This is a genomic window from Streptomyces sp. NPDC057424 (assembly GCF_042803315.1).
Taxonomy (GTDB): domain Bacteria; phylum Actinomycetota; class Actinomycetes; order Streptomycetales; family Streptomycetaceae; genus Streptomyces.
Window position 1 is genome coordinate 162,909 of record NZ_JBHVCP010000007.1, and the last position, 23,618, is coordinate 186,526.

Annotated in this window: 20 protein-coding genes and 1 pseudogene; 12 read left to right on the forward strand and 9 right to left on the reverse strand. The window is 72.0% G+C overall.

The window, feature by feature from the left end; genetic code table 11:
* The first annotated feature begins 89 nt into the window (after window positions 1–89).
* Window positions 90–1,469 carry a DUF692 domain-containing protein gene (locus tag ACFU3E_RS09390; protein ID WP_384154297.1) on the forward strand — a complete coding sequence of 460 codons (1,380 nt, stop codon included), beginning with the start codon at window positions 90–92 and terminating at the stop codon, window positions 1,467–1,469.
* 223 nt (window positions 1,470–1,692) lie between these two features.
* Here ACFU3E_RS09390 and ACFU3E_RS09395 read toward each other — a convergent pair whose 3' ends face one another.
* Window positions 1,693–3,159, reverse strand: coding sequence for an aldehyde dehydrogenase family protein (locus ACFU3E_RS09395; protein ID WP_384154299.1), 1,467 nt, complete (start codon window positions 3,157–3,159; stop codon window positions 1,693–1,695).
* Between the two features lie 403 nt (window positions 3,160–3,562).
* Here ACFU3E_RS09395 and ACFU3E_RS09400 point away from each other — a divergent pair, with 403 nt between their 5' ends.
* Together ACFU3E_RS09400 and ACFU3E_RS09405 are read left to right on the forward strand one after the other, a co-directional pair.
* Window positions 3,563–4,333 carry a TIGR04222 domain-containing membrane protein gene (locus ACFU3E_RS09400; protein ID WP_384154301.1) on the forward strand — a complete coding sequence of 257 codons (771 nt, stop codon included), beginning with the start codon at window positions 3,563–3,565 and terminating at the stop codon, window positions 4,331–4,333.
* Between the two features lie 114 nt (window positions 4,334–4,447).
* On the forward strand, window positions 4,448–6,052 hold the full coding sequence (locus ACFU3E_RS09405; protein ID WP_384154303.1) for an alpha/beta hydrolase: 1,605 nt from the start codon (window positions 4,448–4,450) through the stop codon (window positions 6,050–6,052).
* Here the strand turns inward: ACFU3E_RS09405 and hemQ are convergent, their stop codons facing one another.
* Both hemQ and hemG read right to left on the reverse strand, forming a co-directional pair.
* Window positions 6,053–6,796 carry a hydrogen peroxide-dependent heme synthase gene (gene hemQ, locus ACFU3E_RS09410; RefSeq protein WP_384154305.1) on the reverse strand — a complete coding sequence of 248 codons (744 nt, stop codon included), beginning with the start codon at window positions 6,794–6,796 and terminating at the stop codon, window positions 6,053–6,055.
* A gap of 5 nt (window positions 6,797–6,801) precedes the next feature.
* Window positions 6,802–8,247, reverse strand: coding sequence for a protoporphyrinogen oxidase (gene hemG, locus ACFU3E_RS09415; RefSeq protein ID WP_384154307.1), 1,446 nt, complete (start codon window positions 8,245–8,247; stop codon window positions 6,802–6,804).
* 157 nt (window positions 8,248–8,404) lie between these two features.
* On the opposite strand from hemG, the gene ACFU3E_RS09420 reads away from it, so the two are divergent.
* Window positions 8,405–9,388, forward strand: coding sequence for a DUF4349 domain-containing protein (locus ACFU3E_RS09420; RefSeq protein ID WP_384154309.1), 984 nt, complete (start codon window positions 8,405–8,407; stop codon window positions 9,386–9,388).
* Window positions 9,389–9,415: 27 nt separating this feature from the next.
* Complete coding sequence (locus tag ACFU3E_RS09425; RefSeq protein WP_384154311.1) at window positions 9,416–10,801, forward strand: FAD-dependent oxidoreductase; 1,386 nt, start codon at window positions 9,416–9,418, stop codon at window positions 10,799–10,801.
* A gap of 129 nt (window positions 10,802–10,930) precedes the next feature.
* Here ACFU3E_RS09425 and ACFU3E_RS09430 read toward each other — a convergent pair whose 3' ends face one another.
* Complete coding sequence (locus ACFU3E_RS09430; RefSeq protein ID WP_384154313.1) at window positions 10,931–11,263, reverse strand: hypothetical protein; 333 nt, start codon at window positions 11,261–11,263, stop codon at window positions 10,931–10,933.
* Between the two features lie 194 nt (window positions 11,264–11,457).
* Between ACFU3E_RS09430 and ACFU3E_RS09435 the strand changes: the two are divergent.
* Window positions 11,458–11,804 (forward strand): annotated as a pseudogene (locus tag ACFU3E_RS09435) (rhomboid family intramembrane serine protease); the annotation flags it as partial.
* A 14-nt stretch (window positions 11,805–11,818) separates the two neighbouring features.
* On the opposite strand, the gene ACFU3E_RS09440 reads toward ACFU3E_RS09435, so the two are convergent.
* The gene (locus ACFU3E_RS09440) at window positions 11,819–12,649 is read right to left on the reverse strand and encodes a response regulator (RefSeq protein WP_384154315.1); all 831 of its coding nucleotides are present in this window, start codon (window positions 12,647–12,649) and stop codon (window positions 11,819–11,821) included.
* A 334-nt stretch (window positions 12,650–12,983) separates the two neighbouring features.
* Between ACFU3E_RS09440 and ACFU3E_RS09445 the strand changes: the two genes are divergently transcribed.
* The 3 genes from ACFU3E_RS09445 to ACFU3E_RS09455 are packed head-to-tail and all read left to right on the forward strand — an operon-like array spanning window position 12,984 to window position 16,126.
* Entirely contained in the window at window positions 12,984–14,000 is a 1,017-nt protein-coding gene (locus ACFU3E_RS09445) for a Bug family tripartite tricarboxylate transporter substrate binding protein (RefSeq protein WP_384154317.1), read from the forward strand.
* Window positions 14,001–14,020: 20 nt separating this feature from the next.
* Window positions 14,021–14,569, forward strand: a complete 549-nt coding sequence (locus tag ACFU3E_RS09450) for a tripartite tricarboxylate transporter TctB family protein (RefSeq protein ID WP_384154319.1) — start codon at window positions 14,021–14,023, stop codon at window positions 14,567–14,569.
* 24 nt (window positions 14,570–14,593) lie between these two features.
* Complete coding sequence (locus ACFU3E_RS09455) at window positions 14,594–16,126, forward strand: tripartite tricarboxylate transporter permease (protein WP_384154321.1); 1,533 nt, start codon at window positions 14,594–14,596, stop codon at window positions 16,124–16,126.
* 64 nt (window positions 16,127–16,190) lie between these two features.
* Here the strand turns inward: ACFU3E_RS09455 and hemE are convergent, their stop codons facing one another.
* Complete coding sequence (hemE, locus tag ACFU3E_RS09460; protein WP_384154323.1) at window positions 16,191–17,258, reverse strand: uroporphyrinogen decarboxylase; 1,068 nt, start codon at window positions 17,256–17,258, stop codon at window positions 16,191–16,193.
* A 103-nt stretch (window positions 17,259–17,361) separates the two neighbouring features.
* Here hemE and ACFU3E_RS09465 point away from each other — a divergent pair, with 103 nt between their 5' ends.
* The 3 genes from ACFU3E_RS09465 to ACFU3E_RS09475 all read left to right on the forward strand — a co-directional run bounded on the left by ACFU3E_RS09465 (window position 17,362) and on the right by ACFU3E_RS09475 (window position 20,498).
* Window positions 17,362–18,036 carry a DUF3000 domain-containing protein gene (locus tag ACFU3E_RS09465; RefSeq protein WP_384154325.1) on the forward strand — a complete coding sequence of 225 codons (675 nt, stop codon included), beginning with the start codon at window positions 17,362–17,364 and terminating at the stop codon, window positions 18,034–18,036.
* Between the two features lie 322 nt (window positions 18,037–18,358).
* Window positions 18,359–19,021, forward strand: coding sequence for a response regulator transcription factor (locus ACFU3E_RS09470; RefSeq protein WP_279541410.1), 663 nt, complete (start codon window positions 18,359–18,361; stop codon window positions 19,019–19,021).
* Between the two features lie 187 nt (window positions 19,022–19,208).
* Window positions 19,209–20,498, forward strand: coding sequence for a ribonuclease D (locus ACFU3E_RS09475; protein WP_384154328.1), 1,290 nt, complete (start codon window positions 19,209–19,211; stop codon window positions 20,496–20,498).
* A gap of 6 nt (window positions 20,499–20,504) precedes the next feature.
* Here ACFU3E_RS09475 and ACFU3E_RS09480 read toward each other — a convergent pair whose 3' ends face one another.
* From ACFU3E_RS09480 to ACFU3E_RS09490, 3 genes are read right to left on the reverse strand one after another with little or no spacing between them, the layout of a single operon-like run.
* Complete coding sequence (locus tag ACFU3E_RS09480) at window positions 20,505–21,335, reverse strand: carbohydrate ABC transporter permease (protein WP_384154330.1); 831 nt, start codon at window positions 21,333–21,335, stop codon at window positions 20,505–20,507.
* Window positions 21,332–22,270, reverse strand: a complete 939-nt coding sequence (locus ACFU3E_RS09485) for a carbohydrate ABC transporter permease (protein WP_384154332.1) — start codon at window positions 22,268–22,270, stop codon at window positions 21,332–21,334. The genes ACFU3E_RS09480 and ACFU3E_RS09485 overlap by 4 nt, the downstream gene beginning before the upstream one ends.
* A complete protein-coding gene (locus ACFU3E_RS09490) occupies window positions 22,270–23,583 on the reverse strand; it encodes an ABC transporter substrate-binding protein (RefSeq protein ID WP_384154334.1) in 1,314 nt (437 codons plus the stop codon). The genes ACFU3E_RS09485 and ACFU3E_RS09490 overlap by 1 nt, the downstream gene beginning before the upstream one ends.
* Window positions 23,584–23,618: the final 35 nt, after the last annotated feature.

The window sequence follows — 23,618 nt, forward strand, 5'->3', positions numbered from 1 at the left end:
CTGAAGGCGGGCGGTGCGGGGTTCGAGGGCGGACGGCTGGGCCATACCCCCCTCACGTTCGAGGAACGGGCCGGGTGGAGGAGGGGACGATGGAGCGACTGGGGACGGGCATCGGGTGGCGGCCTGAGATCGCGGACGCCGTGGAGCGGATGCCGGGGATCGACTGGGTCGAGGCGGTGGCCGAGAACGTCTGCCCCGGGCACCTGCCCGACTCGCTGCGGCGGCTGCGCGAGCGCGGCGTCACCGTGGTGCCGCACGGCGTCTCGCTCGGCCTCGGGGGTGCGGACCGGCCCGCCGCGGACCGACTGACCGCACTGGCCGAGCGCGCGGAGGCACTGGGCTCCCCGCTGGTCACCGAGCACATCGCGTTCGTGCGGGCGGGCGGGTCGCTGACGGCGTCCCCGCATCTCGAGGCGGGCCACCTGCTGCCCGTCCCCCGGACCCGGGACGCCCTGGACGTCCTGTGCGAGAACGTACGCATCGCACAGGACTCACTGCCGGTGCCGCTGGCCGTCGAGAACATCGCCGCGCTGGTCTGCTGGCCGGGCGAGGAGATGACGGAGGGGCAGTTCCTGTACGACCTCGCCGACCGCACCGGCGTCCGCCTCCTCATCGACGTGGCCAACCTGCACACCAACCACGTCAACCGCGGTGAGGACCCGTCCAAGGCCCTCGCCGAACTGCCCCTGGAGGCCATCGCCTACGTCCACGTCGCCGGCGGCTTCGAACGCGACGGCGTCTGGCACGACAGCCATGCCCACCCCGTCCCCCGGCCGGTCCTCGACATCCTCACCGACCTCGCCTCCCGCGTCTCCCCTCCGGGCGTCCTCCTGGAACGGGACGAGAACTTCCCGGAACCGGCGGAGCTGGAGCAGGAGTTGCGCACGATCCGCCGGGCGCTGGAGGCGGGGGCTGTCGAACGCGTGAAGGCTGAGCTCCGCTCGGCCGGGCGAGGGGTGGAGACCTGGACCGGCGCGACGGGGCAGGGCCATGAGACCGGGGCGGCCGGGGCGACACGGGGCGCCTTCGGCCTGCCCCACCAGGAGGGCGTCGGCGGCGCTCGGCAGCGGCTCGGGCTGGCGCAGGCCGCTCTGCTGTCGGCGCTTGTCGCGGGAACACCCGTGCCGGAGGGGTTCGACCGGGCGCGAGTCGGCGTACAGGCGCGGGCGCTCGCCGCGAAGCGGGCGGACGTCGTGGCGAAGGTCGCTCCCGAGCTGCCGGAGATCCTCGGGGAGGGGTACCGCACGGCCTTTCTCGGCTATGCCCAGACCCACCCCATGACCTCCGGCTACCGACGCGACGCCCTCACCTTCGCCGAGCACCTGCTGTCCACCGGGTGCCCCGGGGACCCGCGGGCGCGGAGGGAGCTCCGGGAGTGGTGGCGGGAACGGTCGGGCCCGGCACCGCGCTCCCGGCGGCCTGCCCACCGCCTCGCCCGCGCCACGCGCAGGGTGCTGTTGCGGCGTTGACGGCGCGGGGCCCGGCCGGGGCCTCTCGCTCCTCGCTCCTCGCCGGCCGGTGCCTCCCCGGTTTGCGCAGGCACAGGGTGCGCTCAGCTTTGCGCAGGCGCAGGATGCGCTCAGCGCCGGCGATGACGCAGTCGTGGGCGGACCCGGCGCGTGCGCGGGAGTGGCGGCCGTGCCGTGCTTTCGTGGGGGAACCTCTCATGGGTGACATGGTGCGGCGTGCGGGTCAGCCCTTGAACCAGCCGGAGGGGGCGGGGGCGAGGTTCTGGTAGATGTGCTTGGCCTCCTGGTACTCGCGCAGCCCGGTCGGGCCGAGCTCGCGTCCGACGCCGGAGCGGCCGAAGCCGCCCCACTCGGCCTGCGGTACGTAGGGGTGGAAGTCGTTGATCCATACGGTGCCGTGCCGCAGCCGCTGGGCGACGCGCTGGGCGCGGCTCGCGTCGGAGGTCCACACACCGCCGGCGAGGCCGTAGCGGGTGTCGTTGGCCAGTTCCACCGCCTCGTCCTCGGTGCGGAAGCGCTCGACGGTGACGACCGGGCCGAAGACCTCCTCCTGGACGATCCGCATGGACCGGTCGCAGTCGGCGAAGATCGTCGGCAGCAGGAAGAAGCCCCGGCTGAGGGTGGGGTCATCGGGGCGGGTGCCTCCGGTGACGAGCCGGGCGCCCTCCTCCTTGGCGACGGCGATGTAGCCCTCGACCTTCTCGCGGTGCTCGGCGGAGCTGAGCGGTCCGCTCTCGGTGCCCTCCTCCAGGCCGTTGCCGAGCCGGATCGCCCGGGCGCGCCCGGCGTAGGCCTCGACGAACCGGTCGTGCAGGGAGTCCTCGACGAGCAGGCGCGAACCGGCCGAGCAGACCTGCCCGGAATGCAGGAAGGCGGCGTCGAGGGCGTAGTCGACGGCGGCCTCGAAGTCGGCGTCGGCGAACACGATGTTGGGGTTCTTGCCGCCCAGTTCCAGGGCGACGGTCCGCGGCCCCTCTGCGGCGCCGGCCATGATGGCCCGTCCCGTGTTCAGGCCTCCGGTGAAGGAGATCAGGTCGACGTCGGGGTGGCTGGTCAGGGCCGCGCCGACGGTCGCCCCGGAGCCGAGCACCAGGTTGGCGACGCCGGGTGGGGCGCCGGCCTCCTCGATGAGCTTGATCATGGCGATGGTGGTGAGCGGGGTGGTCTCGCTGGGCTTGAGGACGAAGGTGTTGCCGGCGGCCAGGGCGGGTGCCACCTTCCAGGAGGCCTGCAGCAGCGGGTAGTTCCAGGGGGCGATGAGCACGCACACGCCGACGGGCTGGTAGACGACGCGGCTGAGGACGTCCGGGCCGACGTCGACGACCCGGCCGCCGTCCTTGCCCACGAGTTCGGCGAAGTAGCGGAAGGCGTTCGCCACGTCCTCCACGTCGATCCGGGCCTCGGCGAGGGTCTTTCCGGTGTCGAGCGTCTCGGTGTGCGCGATGTCCTCCCGGTCGCGCAGCAGCAGGTCGTGAACACGCAACAGGAGGTCGGCCCGGCGGCGGGAGGGGGCGTTCGCCCAGTCCTCCTCGGCGAAGGCGCGCCGGGCGGCGCGCACCGCGCGGTCGGCGTCGGTGGCGTCGGCCTCGTCGACGGTGGTGACGACCGAGGCGTCGTAGGGGTTGATCACCTCGCGCCGGCCACCGGCCGCCGCCCGCGTCCACTCGCCGTCGATGTACAGCTCACCCACCGCGGGGCCTCCTTCGCATCGGCCGGAGCCCGATCGGCCCGACGGTCAGCAACATGGCCCATCGGGCGGGCTGCGGCCACGGGGCACACCGCCGCGACGGTGTCCGGGCGGCCCAGAGGACCCGGGTGGGCTAGTTGTTCCGTCTTGACGAGCCCGGCGAGCAGCAGAAGCAGTGGCCGGACCGGCTCGACAGCGCTCAGGGCGCGGAGTGCGACCGCGAGTTCGCCACCATCCTGCGGCCGGCGCACGGCATGGTGTTCCCGGCCGTCGGCCCCGGGGCCGGTGTCCTCTCCGCCTGCAGTCCGCCACCGGGCCGAAACGGAACGTCACATACCGACAACACTCCGTCCGGATGGTGAACGAGGCATGGTGCTTTCGGGACCGTGTCACATACAAACAACATATGCTCTGGGTCCTTTTCCTCCTGGCGGCCTGGGCCGTGGCCGGCACGGCGTGCACACGCCTGTGCCTGGCCGCCGTGGGCGCCGCGGCCGTGGACGCGGACACCGGCCGCGCGCGTGAACTCACGCTGTACGAGGCCGCGTTCCTCTCCGGCGGCCCTCGGCGGGTGGCCGACGTGACCCTGGTCGCCATGGCGCGGCAGCGCCGTCTGCTCCTGGCCCACACGGGCTGGGCGACGGTCGTCGACCCACGCGGGCGGGACGAGATGGAGCGGTCGGTGATAGGGGCCATCGGCCCCGAGGGGCAGTCCCGCATCGCGCCGCTGCGGGCCACGGCCGCGGCTGCGGACGCGGTGCGCGGGATCGCCGAGGGCCTGGTGCGCGCGGGGCTCGCCGTGCCGGACAGCGCCCGTACGACGGTCGCGACGGCCGTACGGCAGGTGCGCGTCGCAGCCCTCGCGGTCCTCGGACTGGGCGTGGCCGCGCTGCTGATGCCCGCTCCGCCGGACCTGCCGCGGCACCTGGTCGCCCTGTGGTTCGCGCTGCCGCTCGCCCTGACCCTGAGCTGCCTGGCCGTCGCACGGGTCGAGATCCACCCGTACTCACGCTGGGCCTCCCCGGCCGGCCGGCGGCTGCTCGGCACGCTGACCCGGACGGCGGACGGCACCGCTGACGACCGTACGTACCTCACCTCGGTGGCCGTGCGGGGCGTCCGCGCGATCGGCGAACCGGATCTGCGCGCCGCCTTCGCGCACCGCGAGTCGCACGACTGACGGACCGGGGGCGCACAGGGGCATCGGGCCCGACACCGGCGGACGGTGCTTGCCTTCCCCCAACTCCGAACGAAACATCCCTTTCGTCGCCACCGTGCACCGAAGGGATACGCGATGAGAGCCGCCCTCCTCTACTCGGCCGCCGGGTCCTTGCTGCTGAGCACCCTCACCGCGGCGCCGGACTCCGAGGACCGGACGGGGGCGGCCGAGAGGCGCGGCACCGCCGTGGCCGCCGCGCGCGCGAAGGCGGCCGGTGTCACCTTCGGCCCGTGCCCCGACGCGCAGGACCTGCCGGGCAGCATGCAGTGCGGCACGGTGAGCGTCCCGCTGGACTACGCCCGCCCGGACGGCAAGCGGATCGAACTCTCCGTCAGCAGGGCCCGGGCCACGCAGAAGGACCCGCTCAACAGCAAGCACAAGGTCCGCCGGCAGGGGGCCCTCGTCCACAACCCCGGTGGTCCTGGCGCCACCGGCCTGTACTTCCCGCTCATCGGCCTGCTCCCCGAGTGGAAGCGGATCGCCGCCGCGTACGACCTCGTCGGCTACGCCCCGCGCGGGGTGGGCCGTTCCGCGCCGCTGTCGTGCAAGGACCCCAAGCAGTTCTTCAAGGGGCCCTCCCAGGCGCCGACCCATCCCTCGGAGGCGTACAAGCGGGAACGCGTCGCGCAGGCCAAGGCGTACGCCCGCGGCTGCGCCGAGCGGTCCGGCGACGCGCTGCGGCACTACCACTCGCTGAACAACGCCCGCGACCTCGACGTGCTGCGCGCCGCCCTCGGTGAGGAGCGGCTGACCTTCATGGGCTCGTCGTACGGCACCTACTTCGGGGCCCTGTACGCGACGCTGTTCCCGGCGCACGTGCGGCGGATGGTGTTCGACTCGGTGGTCCACCCCGCCCCCGAGCGGATCTGGTACCGCAACAACCTCGCCCAGTCGGCGGCGTTCGAGGACCGCTGGGCGGACTTCCGGGCGTGGATCGCCCGGCACCACGACGTGTACGGGCTGGGCCGGACGGCGCGGGAGGTGCTGCGCAGCTACGAGCGGGCGAGCGCGAAGCTGGCCGCCGAACCGGCGGGCGGGAAGGTCGGGCCGGGGCAGTTGCAGGGGGCGTTCCTGCAGGCCGGGTACTACGACGACCAGTGGCCGCACCGCGCGCACGCGCTGTCGGCGTACCTCAAGGGCGATTCCGGGCCGCTGGTCGAGCAGGCCGAGCAGCACCCGGAAGCGGCGGCCGAGGCGGAGAACTCACGCGCGGTCTACGTGGCCGTCGAGTGCAACGACGCCCCCTGGCCCACGGACTGGAAGGTGTGGGACCGGGACAACACCCGGCTCGCGCGGGTGGCGCCCTTCGAGACCTGGCACAACGTGTGGACGAACCTGCCCTGCGCCTACTGGCAGGCCCCCCGGCAGCGGCCGCTCGACGTCGGCGCCGGGCCGGGCGAACTGCCGCCGACGCTGATCCTGGCCGCCGAGCGGGACGCCGCCACGCCTTACGACGGCGCCCTCGAACTCCACGACCGCCTCGCGGGCTCGGTCCTGGTGACGGAGCGGGACGCCGGCGCCCATGGCCTGGCGGGCGGGCCGAACGCCTGCGTCAACGGGCACATGGAGGCGTACCTGCTGGAGGGCCGGCTGCCGGGACGACGCGCGGAGTGCGCCCCGCACGCCGAGCCGAAGCCGCCGGCCCCGGACCGGGCCGGGGCCGGCGGACGCAGCCGCTGATCAGGCCAGACCGGCGACCAGCTCGGCGATGTCCTTGCGGCGGCCCGTGTAGAACGGCACCTCCTCGCGGACGTGCCGGCGGGCCTCCGAGGCGCGCAGGTGACGCATCAGGTCGACGATGCGGTACAGCTCGTCGGCCTCGAAGGCGAGGATCCACTCGTAGTCGCCGAGGGAGAACGAGGCGACGGTGTTGGCGCGCACGTCCGGGTACCCGCGGGCCATCTTGCCGTGGTCGGCGAGCATGCGGCGGCGGTCCTCGTCGGGCAGCAGGTACCAGTCGTAGGAGCGCACGAAGGGGTAGACGCTCACATAGTCGCGGGGCGTCTCGTCGGCGAGGAACGCCGGGATGTGCGCGCGGTTGAACTCGGCGGGGCGGTGCAGCGCCATGTTCGACCAGACGGGCTCCAGGGCGCGGCCCAGCTTCGTCCGGCGGAAGAGGTTGTACGCCTCCTGCAGCGCGTCGCTGGTCTCCGCGTGCCACCAGATCATGAGGTCGGCGTCGGCGCGCAGACCCGAGACGTCATACGTGCCGCGGATCGTGACGTCCTTGGCGGCGAGCTGGTCGAACAGCTCCTGGACCTCGTCGGCGTACCCGGCGCGGTCCTCGGGGAGGACGTCCTTCAGCTTGAAGACGGACCAGAGCGTGTAGCGGATGACCTCGTTGAGGTCCTTGGCCAGCTTGCCCTTGTTCGGGATGCGGTCGGGGGCGGCGCTGGAGGCCGTGGTGGAGGCGTCGTCACTCATGCTCCTCATTCTCCCGCTCCGCCGTGCAGACTCTGCACCGGGTGGGCGGTGAGCTCCTGCACACCGCGCAGGTCACCGTGGATCTGGTCGGCGGCGGCGTACGCACTGGCGATGCAGGCCGGGATGCCGACGCCGTCGTACGGGGCGCCGCAGACGGCGAGGCCGGGGAGGCTGGCGATGTGCTCGCGGATGCGGGCCACGCGCGCGTGGTGGCCGACGGGGTACTGGGGCAGGCCGTCGTCCCAGCGGGTGACGCGGGCGGCGACGGGCGTGGCGCCGAGGCCGGTCGCCGCCAGCAGGTCGTGCCGGGAGATCTCGACCAGCTCGCTGTCGTCGCGCTGGAGGATCTCCGTCTCGCCGTACCGCCCGACGGAGGTACGCAGGACGACCAGGCCGGGGTTCTCGTCCGCGATCCAGCCCCATTTCTGCGAGGCGAACGTGGACGCCTTGATGGTGTGCCCGTCGACCGGCGGCACGAGGAAGCCGCTGCCGTCGGGCAGGGCCGTCCCGGCGCGGCGGTAGGCGAGGGTGACCAGGGCCATGGAGGCGTACTCGACGCCGTCGAGTTCGGCGGCGGCTCCGGGGTTCTCGGCGCGCAGCAGCCGGGCGGCGGCGGGGGCGGGGGCGGCGACGACCACGGCGTCCGCGAGCCACTCGCGCTCACCGGAGACGACATGCCAGCCGCCCTCGGGGGTGCGGCGCAGCCGCGTCACCGGCGTCCCGGTCAGGATCTCGCCCCCGCGTGACCGGACCGAGTCGGCCACCGCGAGGGGCAGGGTGCCGATGCCGCCCCGGACGCCCATGAACACCGGGCCGGTCTGCCGGGCCGCGGCCGCCTTGGCCTGGAGCTCGCGCACCCCTGCCGTCAGGGAGGTGTGGGTCCGGGCCACCTGGAAGAGCTGCGGGACGGCCGAGCGCATGGAGATGCGGTACGCGTCGCCCGCGTAGACCCCGCCCAGCATGGGCTCCAGCAGGCGGTCGACGACCTCGCGTCCGAGGCGCTGCGCCACGTACTCCCCCACGGCCACGTCGTCGCCGACCTCGGTGCGGGGCAGCTCGGCGTCCCGCTCGATGCGGGCGAGGCCCTCCTCGGACAGCACGCCGGCCAGGGCGGACGCGGTGCCGGGCACGCCCATCACATGCCCCTTGGGGAAGGGGCGCAGGGAGCCGCGGGTCCAGAGCGAGGCCGTGGCGGTCGCGGGGGGCTGGAGGCGGCCGGCGAGGCCCACCTCGCGGGCGAGCGCCACGGCCTCGGGGCGGCGGGCCAGCATCGACTCGGCGCCGAGGTCCACGCGCGCCCCCGCGATCTCCCCGGGCAGCAGCTTGCCGCCGACCCGGCCGGAGGCCTCCAGCACGGTCACCCGCGCCCCGCGCTCCAGCAACCGGTGCGCGGCGGCCAGCCCCGCGATGCCCGCCCCGATGACGACGACCTGCCCTTGAACTTCGCGCATGGCCCCAGCCTCTCAGACCCCGCGGACGTCGCCGCCACGCCCCGGTGTCCGTCACGAGTCCCGACCGTGACCGCATCGGAACCGTCCCGGGCCAAACGATCGACGCCGTCCGGGCGTCGAAGAAGCGTCAGCAGAATCGACCCCGGGGGATGCCCGCATGCGCACACCACGATCCGTACGACGCCCCGCCCCGGCCCTGGCCGCACTCCTGCTGGCGGCCGCCCTCGCACTCACCGGGTGCAGTGCCGGGGACGACGCGGCCGGCGGCAGCTCCGCAGCCGACCGCGGCGTCGCCTCCCGGGCGGACGGCAAGGCCGGCTCGGGCGAGGCCGCCCCCGGCGGCACCGGAAGCGGCGCCAGGGCCACGGCGGCGCCGCCGAAGCTCGCCCCGAGCCACATCATCCGCACGGTCTCCCTGACCGTGCAGGTCAAGGACGTCCCGAAGGCCCTGGAGCAGGCCCGCACCGGCACCGAGAACGCGGGCGGCTACGTCGGCGACGAGACGACCACCCGGGACGCCGAGGGCCATGAGCGCACCCGGGTCGTGCTGCGCGTCCCCGTCGGGAAGTACGACGAGGTCCTCGCCGGACTGGAGGGCACCGGCAAGCTCCTCGACCGCAGCGCGAAGGCCGAGGACGTCACCGACCAGGTCGTCGACGTGGAGAGCCGGATCAAGACGCAGCGCGCCAGCGTGGCCCGGATCCGCGAGCTGATGGACCAGGCCACCGAGCTCACCGACGTGGTGACCCTGGAGGGCGAGCTGAGCACCCGCCAGGCCGACCTGGAAGCGCTGCTCGCCCGGCAGGAGTCCCTGAAGGACCGCACCAGCCTGGCCACCATCACCCTGTCGCTGTCCGAGACCGCGGTGAAGAAGGAGACCAAGGACGACGACCCCGGGTTCGTGGACGCGCTCGCGGGCGGCTGGAACGCCTTCGTGACGATGCTGCGCTGGCTCGCGGTGGCCATCGGCGCCATCCTGCCGTTCGCGGCGGTGGCCGGGCTGATCGTCCTGCTGTGGCTGCGCGTCGTACGCCCCCGCCTGCCGCGCCGCCGCGCGTCCGCACCCGCGACGACCGCCCTGGGCCCGCTGCCGACGGCCCGGCCGGCACCGGAGTCCACGCAGACGGGTGAGCGGGACTGAAATGCCCTGGTCCCGTAGCGTGTTCGCATGAGCATGAGCCGCGTACGGGAACGACTGGTCGTCATCGGCGGCGACGCCGCGGGAATGTCCGCGGCGTCGCAGGCGCGCCGCTTGAAGGGCCCCGACGAGCTGGAGATCGTGGCGTTCGAACGGGGCCACTTCACGTCGTACTCGGCGTGCGGCATCCCCTACTGGGTCGGCGGCGACGTCACCGACCGGGACCAGCTCATCGCCCGCACCCCCGAGGAGCACCGCGCGCGCGGCATCGATCTGCGGCTGCGCACCGAGGTCACGGAACTCGACCTCGACGGGCAGCGGGTACGCGCGCGTGACGTCGACTCCGGCGAGGAGTCCTGGACGTCGTACGACAAGCTCGTGATCGCGACCGGCGCCCGGCCGGTCCGGCCCGACATGCCCGGGGCCGACGCGGCCGGGGTGCACGGCGTGCAGACGCTGGACGACGGTCAGGCGCTCCTCGACACGCTGGAACACACGCGGGGCCGCCGGGCGGTGGTCGTCGGGGCCGGCTACATCGGTGTGGAGATGGCCGAGGCGCTCATCAACCGCGGCTACGAGGTGACGGTCGTCAACTCCGGGAGCGAACCCATGGCGACCCTCGACCCCGACATGGGCCGCCTGGTGCGCAAGGCCATGGAGGGCCTGGGCATCACGATGGTGAACGACGCCGAGGTCACCAAGATCCTGACCGGCGACGGACGGGTGCGGGCGGTGGTCACCCAGGACCGCGAGTTCCCGGCGGACGTCGTCGTGCTCGGCATCGGCGTCCGCCCCGAGACGACCCTCGCTCAGGCCGCCGGACTCCCCCTGGGGCCGCACGGCGGTCTCCTCACCGACCGTTCGATGCGGGTGCGCGGCCACGAGAACATCTGGGCCGGCGGCGACTGCGTCGAGGTCCTCGACCTGGTCTCCGGACAGGACCGGCACATCCCGCTCGGCACCCACGCCAACAAGCACGGCCAGGTCATCGGCACCAACATCGGCGGCGGTTACGCCACCTTCCCGGGCGTGGTCGGCACGGCGGTCAGCAAGGTCTGCGACCTGGAGATCGCCCGCACGGGCCTGCGCGAGAAGGACGCCCACCGGGCGGGCCTGCGCTTCGAGGCAGTCACCATCGAGTCGACCAGCCGCGCGGGCTACTACCCGAACGCCTCCCCCATGACCGTCAAGATGCTCGCCGAGCACCGCACGGGCCGCCTCCTCGGCGTCCAGATCGTCGGCAGGGAGGGCGCGGGCAAGCGGGTCGACATCGCGGCGGTCGCCCTCACCGCCGGCATGACGGCAGAACAGATGACGGCCCTGGACCTGGGCTACGCCCCGCCGTTCTCCCCGGTCTGGGACCCGGTCCTGGTGGCGGCCCGCAAGGCGGCGGCAAAGGTCCGCGGTTCCTTGTGAGGTGAGGCGGGGTGGGGGCGTGCCGTCAGGGGCGCGGGGCTGTATCCAGGTGCGGCTCGGCCGCGTGGGCGCGACGAGCCGCAGACGTCCCGCACCCGGCGACACACCCGCACTCCCACGGCGAAGCCCCTACGCGGTCCCCGCCGTGCCGGTGATCCGGTCGATCGCCTGCCGCGCCTGCTCCGCCGGCGGCCGCGACGGCAGGGACGACACCGAGGCCGGCGCGGCCGTCACCGCCGGCGGCTGCTCCCCCGCCGGCTTCGCGTGCGAGGCCGCCCGGGTCGACCGCAACCGGTGGCTCACCGCCTCCTCCAGCGTCACGGGCCGCCGCATCTGGGTCGCCAGCCGCCCGGCCTCCTGGCCGAGGCGGGCCACGTCCTCCCAGGGCAGCCGCACCACCAGCGTCAGCTCCGCCTCGCCGTCGGGCAGTGCGTGCATCGCGGGAGTAACTCGGTCGTTCATCGCCTGTTCCTCACGTCGGCCCCGCGACCCGCCTTCCCCGCGCCGCGGGCGGTTGCCGACACATACGCACGCCCGTGCGGCCCCGTTCAGCGGGAGGGCCGATTCACGCACTCCGCCCCGGGCACATGTGCGGCGTGGGGCGCCGCGGACGTCTCCGACGGGGTCGCCGACGCAGACGGCCGCGTCGTGCCGGCGCGGTCCTCGACGCCGGCTCGGGCGCACCGCTGGTCGGCGCCTCGGGAGCGGTCGCCGGGGTGCTCGGCGCCTGGACGGTGCGGCATCCGAGGGCCCGGGTCCTCGTCCGCTTCCAGATCTTCCTGCCGCCGCGGCTGCCGACTGGATCGTGCTGGGGCCTGTGGTTCGTGCTGCGGGCGGCGTACTCGTCCGGCGAGGGCGTTTCCGGCGAGGGCACCGTGGCGTATGCCGCGATGTCGTCGGCTGCCTGGCCGACGTGGCGATCGCCCGGCCGATGCGGCCCGGGGCGCCGCCGCAGTCGCGCGGTCTGCTCGTCGGCAGGCAGGCCCGGCCCCGGCACACCTGGTGGGCGGCTGGGCGTCAGCCGTGCTCGATGTCCGCAGGACGGGACGGTCCGGCCAGCCAGTGGTAGCGGCGCTCGGGACGGCCGGTCGTGCCGTAGCGGAGGGAGACCTGGGCCTGGGCGGTGGAGACGAAGAACTCCAGATAGCGGCGGGCGCTGACCCGGGACAGCCCCGTGGCCCCGGCACACTCCGAGGCGGACAGGCCGTCGGCCTGCGCGGAGGAGAGGTTACGGCGCACCAGCTCGGCGGTCTGCTCGGTGACGCCCTTGGGCAGCCTGGTCGGTACGGCAGCCGGGCCGGTGAGGGCTGAGGCGGAGGCGGGAACGGCGGGCGGGAACGCGGCCCCGGCCGGGAGGCCGGGCGGCGCGCCGCTCGTGCGGGGGGCCGGATGGTCGCCGGGACCGGGCAAGGCCTTGCCGAAGACCCGGTCGACGTCGCCCTGCTCGGGAATCGCCATGTCGGCGAGCTCGCGCCGCTGACGCGCGTACTGCTGAAGACGTTCTTCCAGGACGGAGGTGTCGAACGGTTTGATGATGTAGTGGACGGCGCCCTGGCGGAGCGCGCCGCGTACGGTGTCGACCTCCTGCGCGGCCGTCACCACCATCACGTCGACCTCGGCCCCGGCGGTCTCCCCGGCGCGTAGCTCGCGCAGGACGTCGAGACCGCCGATGTCGGGCAGGTAGAGGTCGAGCAGCACCAGATCGGGGCCCAGTTCGCGCACCGCCCGCAACGCGTCCGCGCCGTTGCGTGCCTCTCCGACGACGGTGAACCCGGCAACGCGCTCCACGAGCTTGCGATGGATGCGGGCGATCATGAAGTCATCGTCGACGACCAGTACACGAATCATGGTGACTCCCTTCCGCCCGGACTTCGTTGTACTCGGCGGCAGACCGCGGCAGAGGACACCCGAGACCTCTCTGATGCCCAGCGCATTGTGCATGAGAGTGCAAAGACAGTCACCAGGTCGAGCAAAGGTGATGCCGCATCGATGCCGGATGTGCGACGCCCCCGGGGAGTGAACAGAAGTTACGAAAGTTGTCGACGGCTGGTTCCACAACGTTCGTTAGGGCCAATAGCTCCACAACGCTCAACCTCTCTTTTCGGCCATGCCTCGCGCTGTTTCCATGACGCCTCGACACCGCGAGACCCCGGAAACACCCGAGTGCACAGCTGGAGGAAGTGTGTTCCGCTCAGCCCCCCGAGCAGTCACGGCGGCCGTGGCCGCCGGTTCGGCCACTCTGCTGCTCGCCGCGTGCGGCGAGCAGGCGGCCACCGGCGCCAGTGGCGACGGCGCCTGGAAGCCGACCAAGCCCATCGAGTACGTCGCCCCCGCGGGCACCGGCGGCGGCTGGGACACCCTCGCCCGCACCAGCGCCCGGGTGCTGGACGAGGCAAATCTCGTCGACAGACAGATGCGGGTGGTCAACAAGCCCGGTGGCGGCGGCGCCATCGGCTGGTCGTACATCGCCCAGCACCAGGCCGACCCGCACAAGCTCTTCGTGACCAGCCCTCCCATCCTGCTGGTGCCGCTGGCCGGCGAGTCGCAGCAGACGTACAAGGACTTCACGCCCATCGCCCGGCTCAACACCGAGCCGCTGGCCTACGTGGTGAAGGCGAACTCGCCCTACAAGACCTTCGACGACCTGGCGTCGAAGCTGAAGTCCGACCCGAAGAGCCTGAGCGTCGCGGGCGGCTCGGGCCCCGGCAGCCTCGACCACGTCGGCCTCGCGGGCGCCGTCCAGGCAGCCGGCGTGAACGCCGCGCAGGTGAAGTACGTCCCCTTCGACGGCGGCGGCGAGGCCATGACCGCGCTGCTCGGCGGGCACGCCGACGCGGCCGTCGCCGGAGCCTCGGAGGTGACCGGCCTGGCGAAGTCCGGCGACGTGCGGGTGCTCGCCGTGTCCACCCAGGAGCGTTCGGCGATCCTGCCGGACGCGCCCACCCTCACCGAGGAGGGCGTGGACTACGTCTTCGACATCTGGCGCGGAGTGATGGGACCCAAGGGGCTGACCGAGAGCCAGGTCGCCTACTACGAGGACGCGTACAAGAAGATGGTCGAGCACGACTCCTGGACGTCGGAGAGCAAGAAGCTCGGCTGGACCAACGCCTTCCTCGGCAGCGCCGAGTTCGGGAAGTTCCTCGACGAGCAGAACGAGTCGCTCAGCGGAATCCTCACCGACGTCGGTCTGAAGAAGTAATCGGCGGGGACGGCAGGACAATGCATCACTTCCGCTTCTCGCAGCGCACCCTCGCGGTCGTACTCGGCCTGGTGGCGGTGGCCTACACGGTCGGGGCGTTCAACATCCCCGAGTTCACGGCGGTGGAGGTGCCGGTGCAGCCCGGCACCCTGCCCCAGGGTCTGGGCCTGGCGCTGATCGCCCTGAGCGTGGCCCTGTTCTTCCAGAACTCCGAGCCGCGGGATGCCGCGGGGCAGGACGGCGCGGCCTCCGGCGCGGAGGCCGACGCGCCGGAGGCGCCGGACGCTGAGGAGGACGGGGCCACGAGCCGGCCCCGCGTCGGCCGCCTCTCCGACCCCCGGCTGGAGCCGGCCGTGCTGATGATCGCGATCGCCCTCTACGTGGCGCTGTTCGTGCCGCTCGGGTTCGTGATCTCGACCAGCCTCTTCGTGGTCGGCACCGCCTGGCACCTCGGCTTCGCCCGGCACTGGGTGAGCGTGCTGGTGGGCGTGGGCGTGGCCCTGTCGCTGTACCTCGCCATGTCCGAGGGGCTCGACGTGGCCCTGCCGACCGGGCCGCTGCCCTTCTGACCTGGAGACTGAGGCACATACGGCATGGACGCTCTCAACGGACTCATCGACGGCTTCGGGGTGGCCCTCACCCCGGCCAACCTCCTCTACGTCTTCCTCGGCGTACTCATGGGCACGGTCATCGGCATGCTGCCGGGCCTGGGCCCGATCAGCGCGATCTCGCTGATGATCCCGATCGCCTTCACCATGGATCCCGTCTCGGCGATCATCATGCTCGCCGGGGTGTACTACGGCGCGATCTTCGGCGGCTCGACCTCGTCGATCCTGCTCAACGCCCCCGGTGTGGCGGGCACCGTGGCCACGTCCTTCGACGGCTATCCCATGGCCCGTCAGGGCAAGGCGGGCAAGGCGCTGGCGATCGCCGCGTACGCCTCCTTCACCGGCGGCACGATCGGCGTGATCGGCCTGATGCTCGTCGCGCCCTCGCTGTCGGCGGTCGCGACCAGCTTCGGCCCGGCCGAGTACTTCTCGCTGATGCTCCTCGGTCTGACCGCCGTGGTCTCGCTCGCCGGCAACAACCTCGTCAAGGGCCTGATCTCCGGCACCGTCGGCGTGATGATCGCCCTGATCGGCATCGACTCCCAGACCTCCACCCAGCGCTTCACCTTCGGGCAGATCGAACTGTTCGAGGGCATCGAGTTCCTGATCGTGGCCCTGGGTGTGTTCGCGCTGGCCGAGGTCTTCGTCATGCTGATGAACCGCGGCGAGGACAGCGGCAAGGCGGGGACGATCTCCTCGCTCCGGCTGAACCGGAGCGAGGTCAAGGAGATGAGCGGCCCCGCCGGGCGCAGCTCGGTCCTCGGCTTCTTCATCGGCGTACTGCCGGGCGCGGGCGCCACCATCGCCTCCTTCATGTCGTACGCCTTCGAGAAGCGGCTGGCCAAGGACGGCGGCAAGACATTCGGCAAGGGCAGCATCAAGGGTGTCGCCGCCCCCGAGTCCGCCAACAACGCGGCCGCCGTCGGCTCCTTCGTGCCGCTGATGACCCTGGGCGTGCCCGGGTCGGGTACGACGGCGGTGCTGCTCGGCGCGCTGCTGGTGCTGGGCGTGCAGCCGGGCCCGCTGCTGATGGACGAGAACCCGGACATGTTCTGGGGTGTCATCGCCAGCATGTACATCGGCAACATCGTGCTGCTGATCCTCAACCTGCCGCTGATCCCGCTGTTCGCCAAGGTGCTGAAGACCCCGCAGACGCTGCTGCTGCCGCTGGTCGTGGTCTTCTGCGTGGTCGGCGTCTACGGGCAGTCCTTCAGCACGTTCGACCTGTGGCTGCTGCTCGGCTTCGGTGTGCTCGGCTTCTTGATGCGAGCCAACGACTTCCCCGCGGCACCGCTCATCCTGGGGCTCATCCTGGGCGGCCTGATGGAGAAGTCCATGCGTCAGGCGCTGCTGATCTCCGACGGCTCCTTCAGCACCTTCGTCACCAAGCCGATCTCCGCCGCCCTGCTCGCGGTCGCGGTGCTCTCCATGGTGGCCCCGCTGTTCGGCAACTGGCGGCGTGAACGCGCGGCGCGGCGGGCCTCGGCCCGCGCGGCAGAGGAGCGGGCCGACGCATGACGGCGTGACAGGAACCGGCCCTCGGGCGGCAGTGCCACGGCTCACGGCACTGCCGCCCGGCCGGCTATCGGACCGACCGGGTGTGGACGTGCTCCACCAGCCGCGTCAGCGCGTCCGGGTCCGTGGACGGCATGACGCCGTGACCGAGGTTGAAGATGTGCCCTTCGAGGTCCTTCGCCGAGTCCAGGACCTCGAGGGTCTTGGCCTCGACGGCCTCCGTCGGGGCGAACAGCACGGTCGGGTCGAGGTTGCCCTGGAGCGCCTTGCCGGGGCCGACCCGGCGGGCGGCCTCGTCCATCGGGACGCGCCAGTCGACGCCGACGACGTCCGCGCCGGCCTCGCCCATGAGGCCCAGCAGCTCGCCGGTGCCGACACCGAAGTGGATGCGCGGGACGCCGTAGCCGGCCACGGCCTCGAAGACCTTCGCCGACGCGGGCAGCACCGAGCGCCGGTAGTCGACGGGGGCCAGCGCACCGGCCCAGGAGTCGAAGAGCTGGACCGCCGAGGCGCCGGCCTCGATCTGCACCTTCAGGAACGCGGCGGTGATGTCCGCGAGGCGGTCGAGCAGGTCGGCCCACAGCCCGGGGTCGCCGTACATCATCGCCTTGGCGTTCTCGTACGTGCGGGACGGGCCGCCCTCGACGAGGTAGCTGGCGAGGGTGAAGGGGGCGCCGGCGAAGCCGATGAGCGGGGTGGCGCCGAGCTCGCCGGTGAGCAGGCCGATGGCCTCGGTGACGTAGGAGACGTCCTCGGGGGTCAGGTCGCGCAGCTGCGCCAGGTCCGCGCGGGTGCGGATGGGGCGCTCGACGACCGGTCCGACGCCGGGCTTGATGTCGAGGTCGATGCCGATGGCCTTGAGCGGGACGACGATGTCGCTGAAGTAGATCGCCGCGTCCACGCCGTGCCGGCGCACCGGCTGGAGCGTGATCTCGGTGACCAGGTCGGGCCGCATGCAGGAATCGAGCATCGGGATGCCTTCGCGCACCTTGCGGTACTCCGGCAGTGAGCGCCCGGCCTGCCGCATGAACCACACCGGCGTGTGCGGCACGGGCTCGCGCCGGCAGGCCTTGAGGAAGGCGGATGCGTACGGGGCGGACGGCTGCTGGGCCCGAGGGGCGTCGTTGGCACTCACGGGGCCAAGTTTCGCACGCCGCCGGACAGCACTGTTCAGCCCCTGGACGGGCGCGGGGGTGTCTAGCCCGGCACCCGGGCTCCGGTCCCCGTAACCTTCCCGCATGGCTGCGGCTCAGGGACCACTGTCGGACGGCGCTGGCGGTATGGACGAAGCGAAGGACACCGAGAACGACCGGCGGGAGGCGGACTCCGCCCCGCTGCCCTTCCGGGCCGCGGTCGACGCGCTCAGGACGGCGCGGCTGCGGCCCCAGATCGAGGTCGAGCCGACGCCGGCGCCGAAGCGGCTCGCCCCGTACTCCTACGCGCTGAAGGCCGCGGTCGTCGACGGCGACCAGGACCTGGCCGACGGCCGGCTGGTGGTGCTGCACGACCCGGCCGGGCACGACGCCTGGCGGGGCACGTTCCGGCTGGTGACGCTGGTGCGCGCGGAGCTGGAGCCGGAGATGGCGGCGGATCCGCTGCTGCCGGAGGTGTGCTGGTCCTGGCTGACCGGGGCGCTCCAGACGCGGGGGCTGACGTACGGGGAGCCGAGCGGCACCGTCACGCGCGCGAGCTCCCACTACTTCGGCGGGCTGTCCGCGCGCCCGGCCGCCTCGCAGATCGAGATCCGTGCGTCGTGGACGCCCCGCGAGGGCCTGGGCGGAGTCCCGGACACGGCCGCCCACCTGGCGTCCTGGTGCGACCTGCTCGCCCAGATCGCCGGGCTGCCCCCGGCCGGCCCGGGCGACGCGTCCGTGGTGACACTGCCCCAGCGACGAGGGCCGCAGTCCCGCTGATCGAACCCTGACCGCCCCGCACTGATCGATCTTGTGCGGGGCGGTCAACCATGTCCTGCCGACGATCACACCTGCGTCCCCCTCTTGGCCGAATCACTTTGTCGATACGGCCACTTTCGACCGCGTACCGACGCAGACCGAAACCGTTCGACCTTCGAATGATCGACCGCGTGTCCGAATTGCACGGATTGTTATCACTGAATCGTGATCATTCTCTAAAGGCGGACGGGTTCGATGCCGAAGACGACTGTGACCTTGAAAGCACGGTTCGTCCCGGCTTCACCCCCACGAGCCGGCCCCGTCCCGCACCCCAGGAGGCCTGGTGTCCGTTCTCCTCGAGCAGCCCGCAAGCCTGGTCGCCTACCGCCCGAACAAGCCGACCGCCATGGTGGTCGTGGCCGACCCGCGCGTCCGCTCCACCGTCACCCGCCACCTGTGGGCGCTCGGTGTGCGCGACGTCATCGAGGCCTCGTCCATCGCGGAGGCTCGTCCCCGCATCGGCAACCCCCGCGACATCTGTGTCGCCGACGTCCACCTGCCGGATGGCTCCGGCCTCACCCTGCTGTCGGAGACCCGCGCCGCGGGCTGGCCCAACGGGCTCGCCCTCTCCGCGGCCGACGACATCGGCGCCGTGCGCAACGCACTCGCCGGCGGGGTGAAGGGTTACGTCGTCACCGGCACCCGTACCAACGTCGGGCTTCCCACCCGGCCGGGCGCCGCCCCCATCGGCGCCGCCGCCGCACGACTGCACCGCCGCCCCCCGGGTACCCCGAGCCACCCGGGCGGCTACCGCGAACTGTCCGGCCGCGAGGTCGAGGTGCTGCGACTGGTCGCGGAAGGCCAGTCGAACAAGGCGATCGGCGTCTCGATGGGCCTGTCCGCCCTGACCGTCAAGAGCCACCTCGCCCGCATCGCCCGCAAGCTCGGCACGGGCGACCGCGCGGGCATGGTCGCGGTGGCGCTGCGGACCGGGATCATCCACTGATCCGCTCCGCCGTGACCCTTCGTGATCATTCACTCACGTGAACGGGAACCGGTCGTCGGCCCCGTTCACGCCACTCACGGTTCGCGAACCCGCCGCTTCCCCGACATGACTGGTTTGCGACCCTCGGGCGCCCGTCGACGGAACGTTCCGTCGACGGGCGCTGTCCATACATGGATACCCTTGACATGTGACCGACGCCCACGACACCGCAGCAGACAGCTCACTGCGAACCACCGGAGGCGCTCCTCCGGACGACGGCGGATCTTCTGCTACGGAGGCGCCGATCCCTCTGCTGGAGCCGCGTGAGGGCATTCCGCCCGTCATCGCGGACGAGACCGCCCTGGCCCGGGTGATCGCCGCCTTCGAGGCGGGATCCGGGCCCGTCGCCGTGGACGCCGAGCGCGCGTCCGGCTACCGCTACGGGCAACGCGCCTACCTCGTGCAGCTGCGCCGCGAAGGCGCCGGCACGGCCCTGATCGACCCCGTGGCCTGCCCCGACCTGTCCGCCCTCGGTGATGCCCTGTCCGGCGTCGAGTGGGTGCTGCACGCCGCCACCCAGGACCTGCCCTGCCTGCGCGAGATAGGCATGGCGCCGACGCGGCTGTTCGACACGGAGCTGGCCGGACGGCTCGCCGGGTTCCCCCGGGTCGGCCTCGGCGCGATGGTCGAGAGCGTGCTGGGCTTCGTCCTGGAGAAGGGGCACTCCGCCGTCGACTGGTCGACCCGGCCCCTGCCCGAGCCCTGGCTGCGCTACGCGGCGCTGGACGTCGAGTTGCTCGTCGACCTGCGCGACGCGCTGGAGAAGGAGCTGGACCGGCAGGGCAAGCTGGAGTGGGCCCGCCAGGAGTTCGACGCGATCGCCTCGGCTCCCCCGCCCGAGCCCCGCAAGGACCCGTGGCGACGTACGTCCGGCATGCACAAGGTGCGCCGGAGGCGGCAGCTGGCCGTCGTACGCGAGCTGTGGCAGACCCGGGACCGGATCGCGCAGCGACGGGACGTGTCGCCGGGCAAGGTGCTCGGGGACGCGGCGATCGTGGAGGCCGCGCTGGCGCTTCCGGCCAATGTGCACGCGCTGGCCGCGCTGAACGGTTTCGGCCACCGCGTGGGCAAGCGGCAGCTGGAGCAGTGGCAGGCGGCGGTGGACCGGGCGAAGGAGCTGAGCGAGGCGCAGCTGCCGCAGCCGGGGCAGTCGGTGACCGGGCCTCCGCCGCCGCGCGCCTGGGCCGACAAGGACCCCGCTGCCGCGGCGCGGTTGTCCGCGGCCCGGGCCGGGGTGTCGGCGCTGGCCGAGCAGCTGAACATGCCGCAGGAGAACCTGATCACGCCGGACACGGTGCGTCGGGTGTGCTGGGAGCCGCCGGCGGTGGTGGATGCCGAGTCGGTGACGGCTGCGCTGACCGCTCATGGCGCGCGGCCGTGGCAGGTGGAGCAGGTGACGCCGGTGCTGGTGGAGGCCCTGTCCGCGAAGGAGGCCTGAGGCCGGCTACTTCGTGGCCCCCCGGGTGAAGCCGTTGTAGATGAACCGCTGGAGGAACAGGAAGACGACCAGAGTGGGGACGATGACCAGGATCGCTCCCGCCGAGATCGTTTCCCAGTGCGCGCCGAACGGGCCCTTGAAGCGGAACAGCGACGTCGAGATCACGCCAAGATCTTCGGAGGGCATGTAGAGGAAGGGGATGTAGAAGTCGTTGTAGACGTTGATCCCCTTCACGATCACGACCGTCGCGATCGCCGGTTTCAGCAGCGGGAAGATGACCTTGCGGTAGACCGTGAAGGCGTTGGCGCCGTCGATGCGGGCCGACTCGTCCAGGGAGACCGGGATCGAGCGGACGAACTGCAGGAAGATGTAGATCGAGACGATGTCCGTGCCCATGTAGAGGGCGATCGGTGCCCAGAGGCTGTCGAACATGCCGAAGCTGTTGACGATCTGGAAGGTGGCCACCTGGGTGGTCACTCCGGGGACCAGCGCGGCGACCAGGAACAGGGCCAGGACCGACCTGCGGAAGCGGAACCGGAAGCGGTCGATGGCGTAGGCCGTCATCGAGCCGATGAGAACCGTGCCGCCGATGGCCACGACCAGGATGATGGCCGTGTTGCCGAACGCCGAGAGCATCCGCCCGTCCTGGAACGCCGTCACGTAGTTGTCGGCGTTGAGCGGGTCGCCGGGGAGCGCGAGCGCTCCGCTGCCGTCCGCCATCTCCTTCTCGGACTTGAGGGACGTCAGGAAGACGGCGGCCAGGGGGAGCAGGACCACCGCGGTCGCCGCGATCAGCGACAGGTACATGAGGACGCGGGTCACCGCGCGGCGCGTCATACGAGGTCCACCTTGTCGTCGGGGGCGAGGCGCCGCTGCACCCAGGTGACCGCCAGGACGATCAGCAGCAGCACGACCGCGGCGGCCGAGGCGAGCCCCGTCTTGTTGAACTGGAACGCCAGCTTCACGGTCTGGATCACGAACGTCTCGGTTCCGGTCGCACCGCCGGTCATGATGTACGGGATCTCGAAGACCGACAGGGAGCCCGAGATCGAGAGGATCACGGTGAGGGAGAGGACGGGCTTGATGCCCGGCGCGATGATGTAGCGGAACTGGTGCCAGCGGTTCGCGCCGTCCAATTCGGCCGCTTCGTACAGCTCCCCGGGGATCGACTGGATCGCGCCGAGGAAGAGGACGAAGTTCAGGCCGAGGTAGCGCCAGACCGAGACGGCGGCGAGGGAGGTGTTCGCCGACGTCGGGGTGCCGAGCCAGGCGCGGTCCGTCTCCACGCCGAACAGGCTCAGCACGGAGTCGAGGGTGCCGCCGTCCTGGAAGAAGTAGAGGAAGACGAACCCGATCGCCACGCCGTTGACCAGGTACGGGAAGAACAGCACGCCCTTGAAGAAGTTCCGGAAGCGGACGTTGAAGCTGAGGATCGTGGCGAAGTAGAGCGCGGCCACGATCTGGACCACGGAGGCCGCCAGGTAGTAGCCGCTGACCCAGAAGACCTCGAACAACTCGGAGCGGGTGAAGAGTTCGGTGTAGTTCCCGGCTCCCGTGAAGCGCAGGTCGGGGCTCACTCCGTCCCAGTCGGTGAAGCTGTACGCGACCATGTTGGCGATCGGCGCGTAGGTGAAGACGATCAGCAGAGTGAGCGGGGCGAGCAGGAAGAGCCAGGGGGTGGCCCCGCGCCACAGGCGTGCCGGGCGCGGGGCGGGGGCGGCGGCCGCTCCCGCGGCGGCCTTGACGGCCGCCGTCTCCGTCGTGCCCGTCATCAGTGCCCCAGCGACTTCTGGGTCTCGGTCCACTTCCGGCCGAGGCCGTCCAGGTAGTCGTCCGGGTCGCCCTTCCTGGCGCCGCGGGCCATGTCGACGAGTTCCTGGCGGTAGTCGGGCTTGTTGATGCCGACCTCGGACTGGTTCTCGATCGTCTTCACCTCGGCGCCCTTGCTGTCGTCGAGTTCGAGGAGCTTGACCCCCGCCTCCTCGTACGGCCTCAGGACACCGGGCAACGGGGCGTCCTTGATGGGGGACAGCGCCAGGTTGTCCTGCGCGTAGCCGGACTTCTCGGTGAACCAGTCGATCCAGGCGCGGGCTGCCCCCTTGCGCTCGGAGTGGACGTTGACGGCCTGGTTGTAGTCGGGCGACGTCACCGCGCAGAACGTGCCGTTCTTCTGGGCGGGGAAGGGCATGAACCCGATGTCGTCCGGGTCGGCGCCGGCCTGCTTCGCCGCGCCCTGCATCTGGATGACCGCCCAGGAGCCGAGCCACATGGTGGCGATCTCGCCCTTGGCCAGCTTGGGCTTGGACGCCTCCCAGTTGGTGGTCGTCGGGTCCTTCTCGATGAGCCCCTCGTGCACGATGTCGTACAGCAGCGTGTCCGCCACCCGCAGGTCGGCGCCCTCGGCCCAGGGGTTGCCCTCGGCCAGCCTGGTGGTGGCCTGCTCGTCGCAGCTGACCGAGCCGTTGACGCCCGTCCACTGGCTGAGCGGCCACTTGTCCTTGAAGTTGGTGTAGTAGGGGATCGCGTCGGTCTTCGCCTTGACCGCCTTGAGGCCGGCGAGGAACTCGGCCGGTGTCGTGGGCCACTCGGTGACCCCGGCCTCTCTCCACACCTTCTTGTTGTAGATGAACCCCGGGACCGCACCGAGCGGGCTCTGGCCGTAGACCTTCCCCCCGACGGATGTGAAGTCGGTGAAGCGGTACTTCTTGCTCCGCTCCTCCTGACTGCCCAGGGAGGCGAAGAACCTGGGGTAGTCCTTCTTCTCGATCACTGCGGGGATCATGAGGACGTCGCCGTAGTTCTCCGTGTTCATACGGATCTTGACTTCGCCCTCGTAGTCGGTGATGCCGTCGAACTCGACCTTCACCTTGGGGTACGTCTTGTTGAACTCCGCGGCGTACTTCTTCATCGTCCCGTCCTGCACGAGGTCGGTCCGGTGGGTGAGGACGGTGATGGTCCCGTCGACCTTGGAGGGATCGTCGGGCGCCTCTGCGTCGGCGCCCTTGGAGGAGCCCGAGGTGCCGGTGCAGCCGGAGGCCAGCAGGGCTGCGCCCACGGCGAGGGCGAGAAGGGTTCGGCGGTTCATGTGCATCAGCTCCGTTCGCGGAGGGGAACTCGGGA

What these genes read in the sequence shown, in the direction of transcription:
- ACFU3E_RS09420 (WP_384154309.1), top strand. Translation starts at nt 8,405, where the DNA reads ATGCGCACACCACGATCCGTACGACGCCCCGCCCCGGCCCTGGCCGCA.
- ACFU3E_RS09480 (WP_384154330.1), bottom strand. Translation starts at nt 21,335, where the DNA reads ATGACGCGCCGCGCGGTGACCCGCGTCCTCATGTACCTGTCGCTGATC.
- ACFU3E_RS09440 (WP_384154315.1), bottom strand. Translation starts at nt 12,649, where the DNA reads ATGATTCGTGTACTGGTCGTCGACGATGACTTCATGATCGCCCGCATC.
- hemG (WP_384154307.1), bottom strand. Translation starts at nt 8,247, where the DNA reads ATGCGCGAAGTTCAAGGGCAGGTCGTCGTCATCGGGGCGGGCATCGCG.
- ACFU3E_RS09425 (WP_384154311.1), top strand. Translation starts at nt 9,416, where the DNA reads ATGAGCATGAGCCGCGTACGGGAACGACTGGTCGTCATCGGCGGCGAC.
- ACFU3E_RS09485 (WP_384154332.1), bottom strand. Translation starts at nt 22,270, where the DNA reads ATGACGGGCACGACGGAGACGGCGGCCGTCAAGGCCGCCGCGGGAGCG.
- ACFU3E_RS09390 (WP_384154297.1), top strand. Translation starts at nt 90, where the DNA reads ATGGAGCGACTGGGGACGGGCATCGGGTGGCGGCCTGAGATCGCGGAC.
- ACFU3E_RS09455 (WP_384154321.1), top strand. Translation starts at nt 14,594, where the DNA reads ATGGACGCTCTCAACGGACTCATCGACGGCTTCGGGGTGGCCCTCACC.
- ACFU3E_RS09400 (WP_384154301.1), top strand. Translation starts at nt 3,563, where the DNA reads ATGCTCTGGGTCCTTTTCCTCCTGGCGGCCTGGGCCGTGGCCGGCACG.
- ACFU3E_RS09450 (WP_384154319.1), top strand. Translation starts at nt 14,021, where the DNA reads ATGCATCACTTCCGCTTCTCGCAGCGCACCCTCGCGGTCGTACTCGGC.
- ACFU3E_RS09405 (WP_384154303.1), top strand. Translation starts at nt 4,448, where the DNA reads ATGAGAGCCGCCCTCCTCTACTCGGCCGCCGGGTCCTTGCTGCTGAGC.
- hemQ (WP_384154305.1), bottom strand. Translation starts at nt 6,796, where the DNA reads ATGAGTGACGACGCCTCCACCACGGCCTCCAGCGCCGCCCCCGACCGC.
- ACFU3E_RS09430 (WP_384154313.1), bottom strand. Translation starts at nt 11,263, where the DNA reads ATGAACGACCGAGTTACTCCCGCGATGCACGCACTGCCCGACGGCGAG.
- ACFU3E_RS09490 (WP_384154334.1), bottom strand. Translation starts at nt 23,583, where the DNA reads ATGAACCGCCGAACCCTTCTCGCCCTCGCCGTGGGCGCAGCCCTGCTG.
- ACFU3E_RS09465 (WP_384154325.1), top strand. Translation starts at nt 17,362, where the DNA reads ATGGCTGCGGCTCAGGGACCACTGTCGGACGGCGCTGGCGGTATGGAC.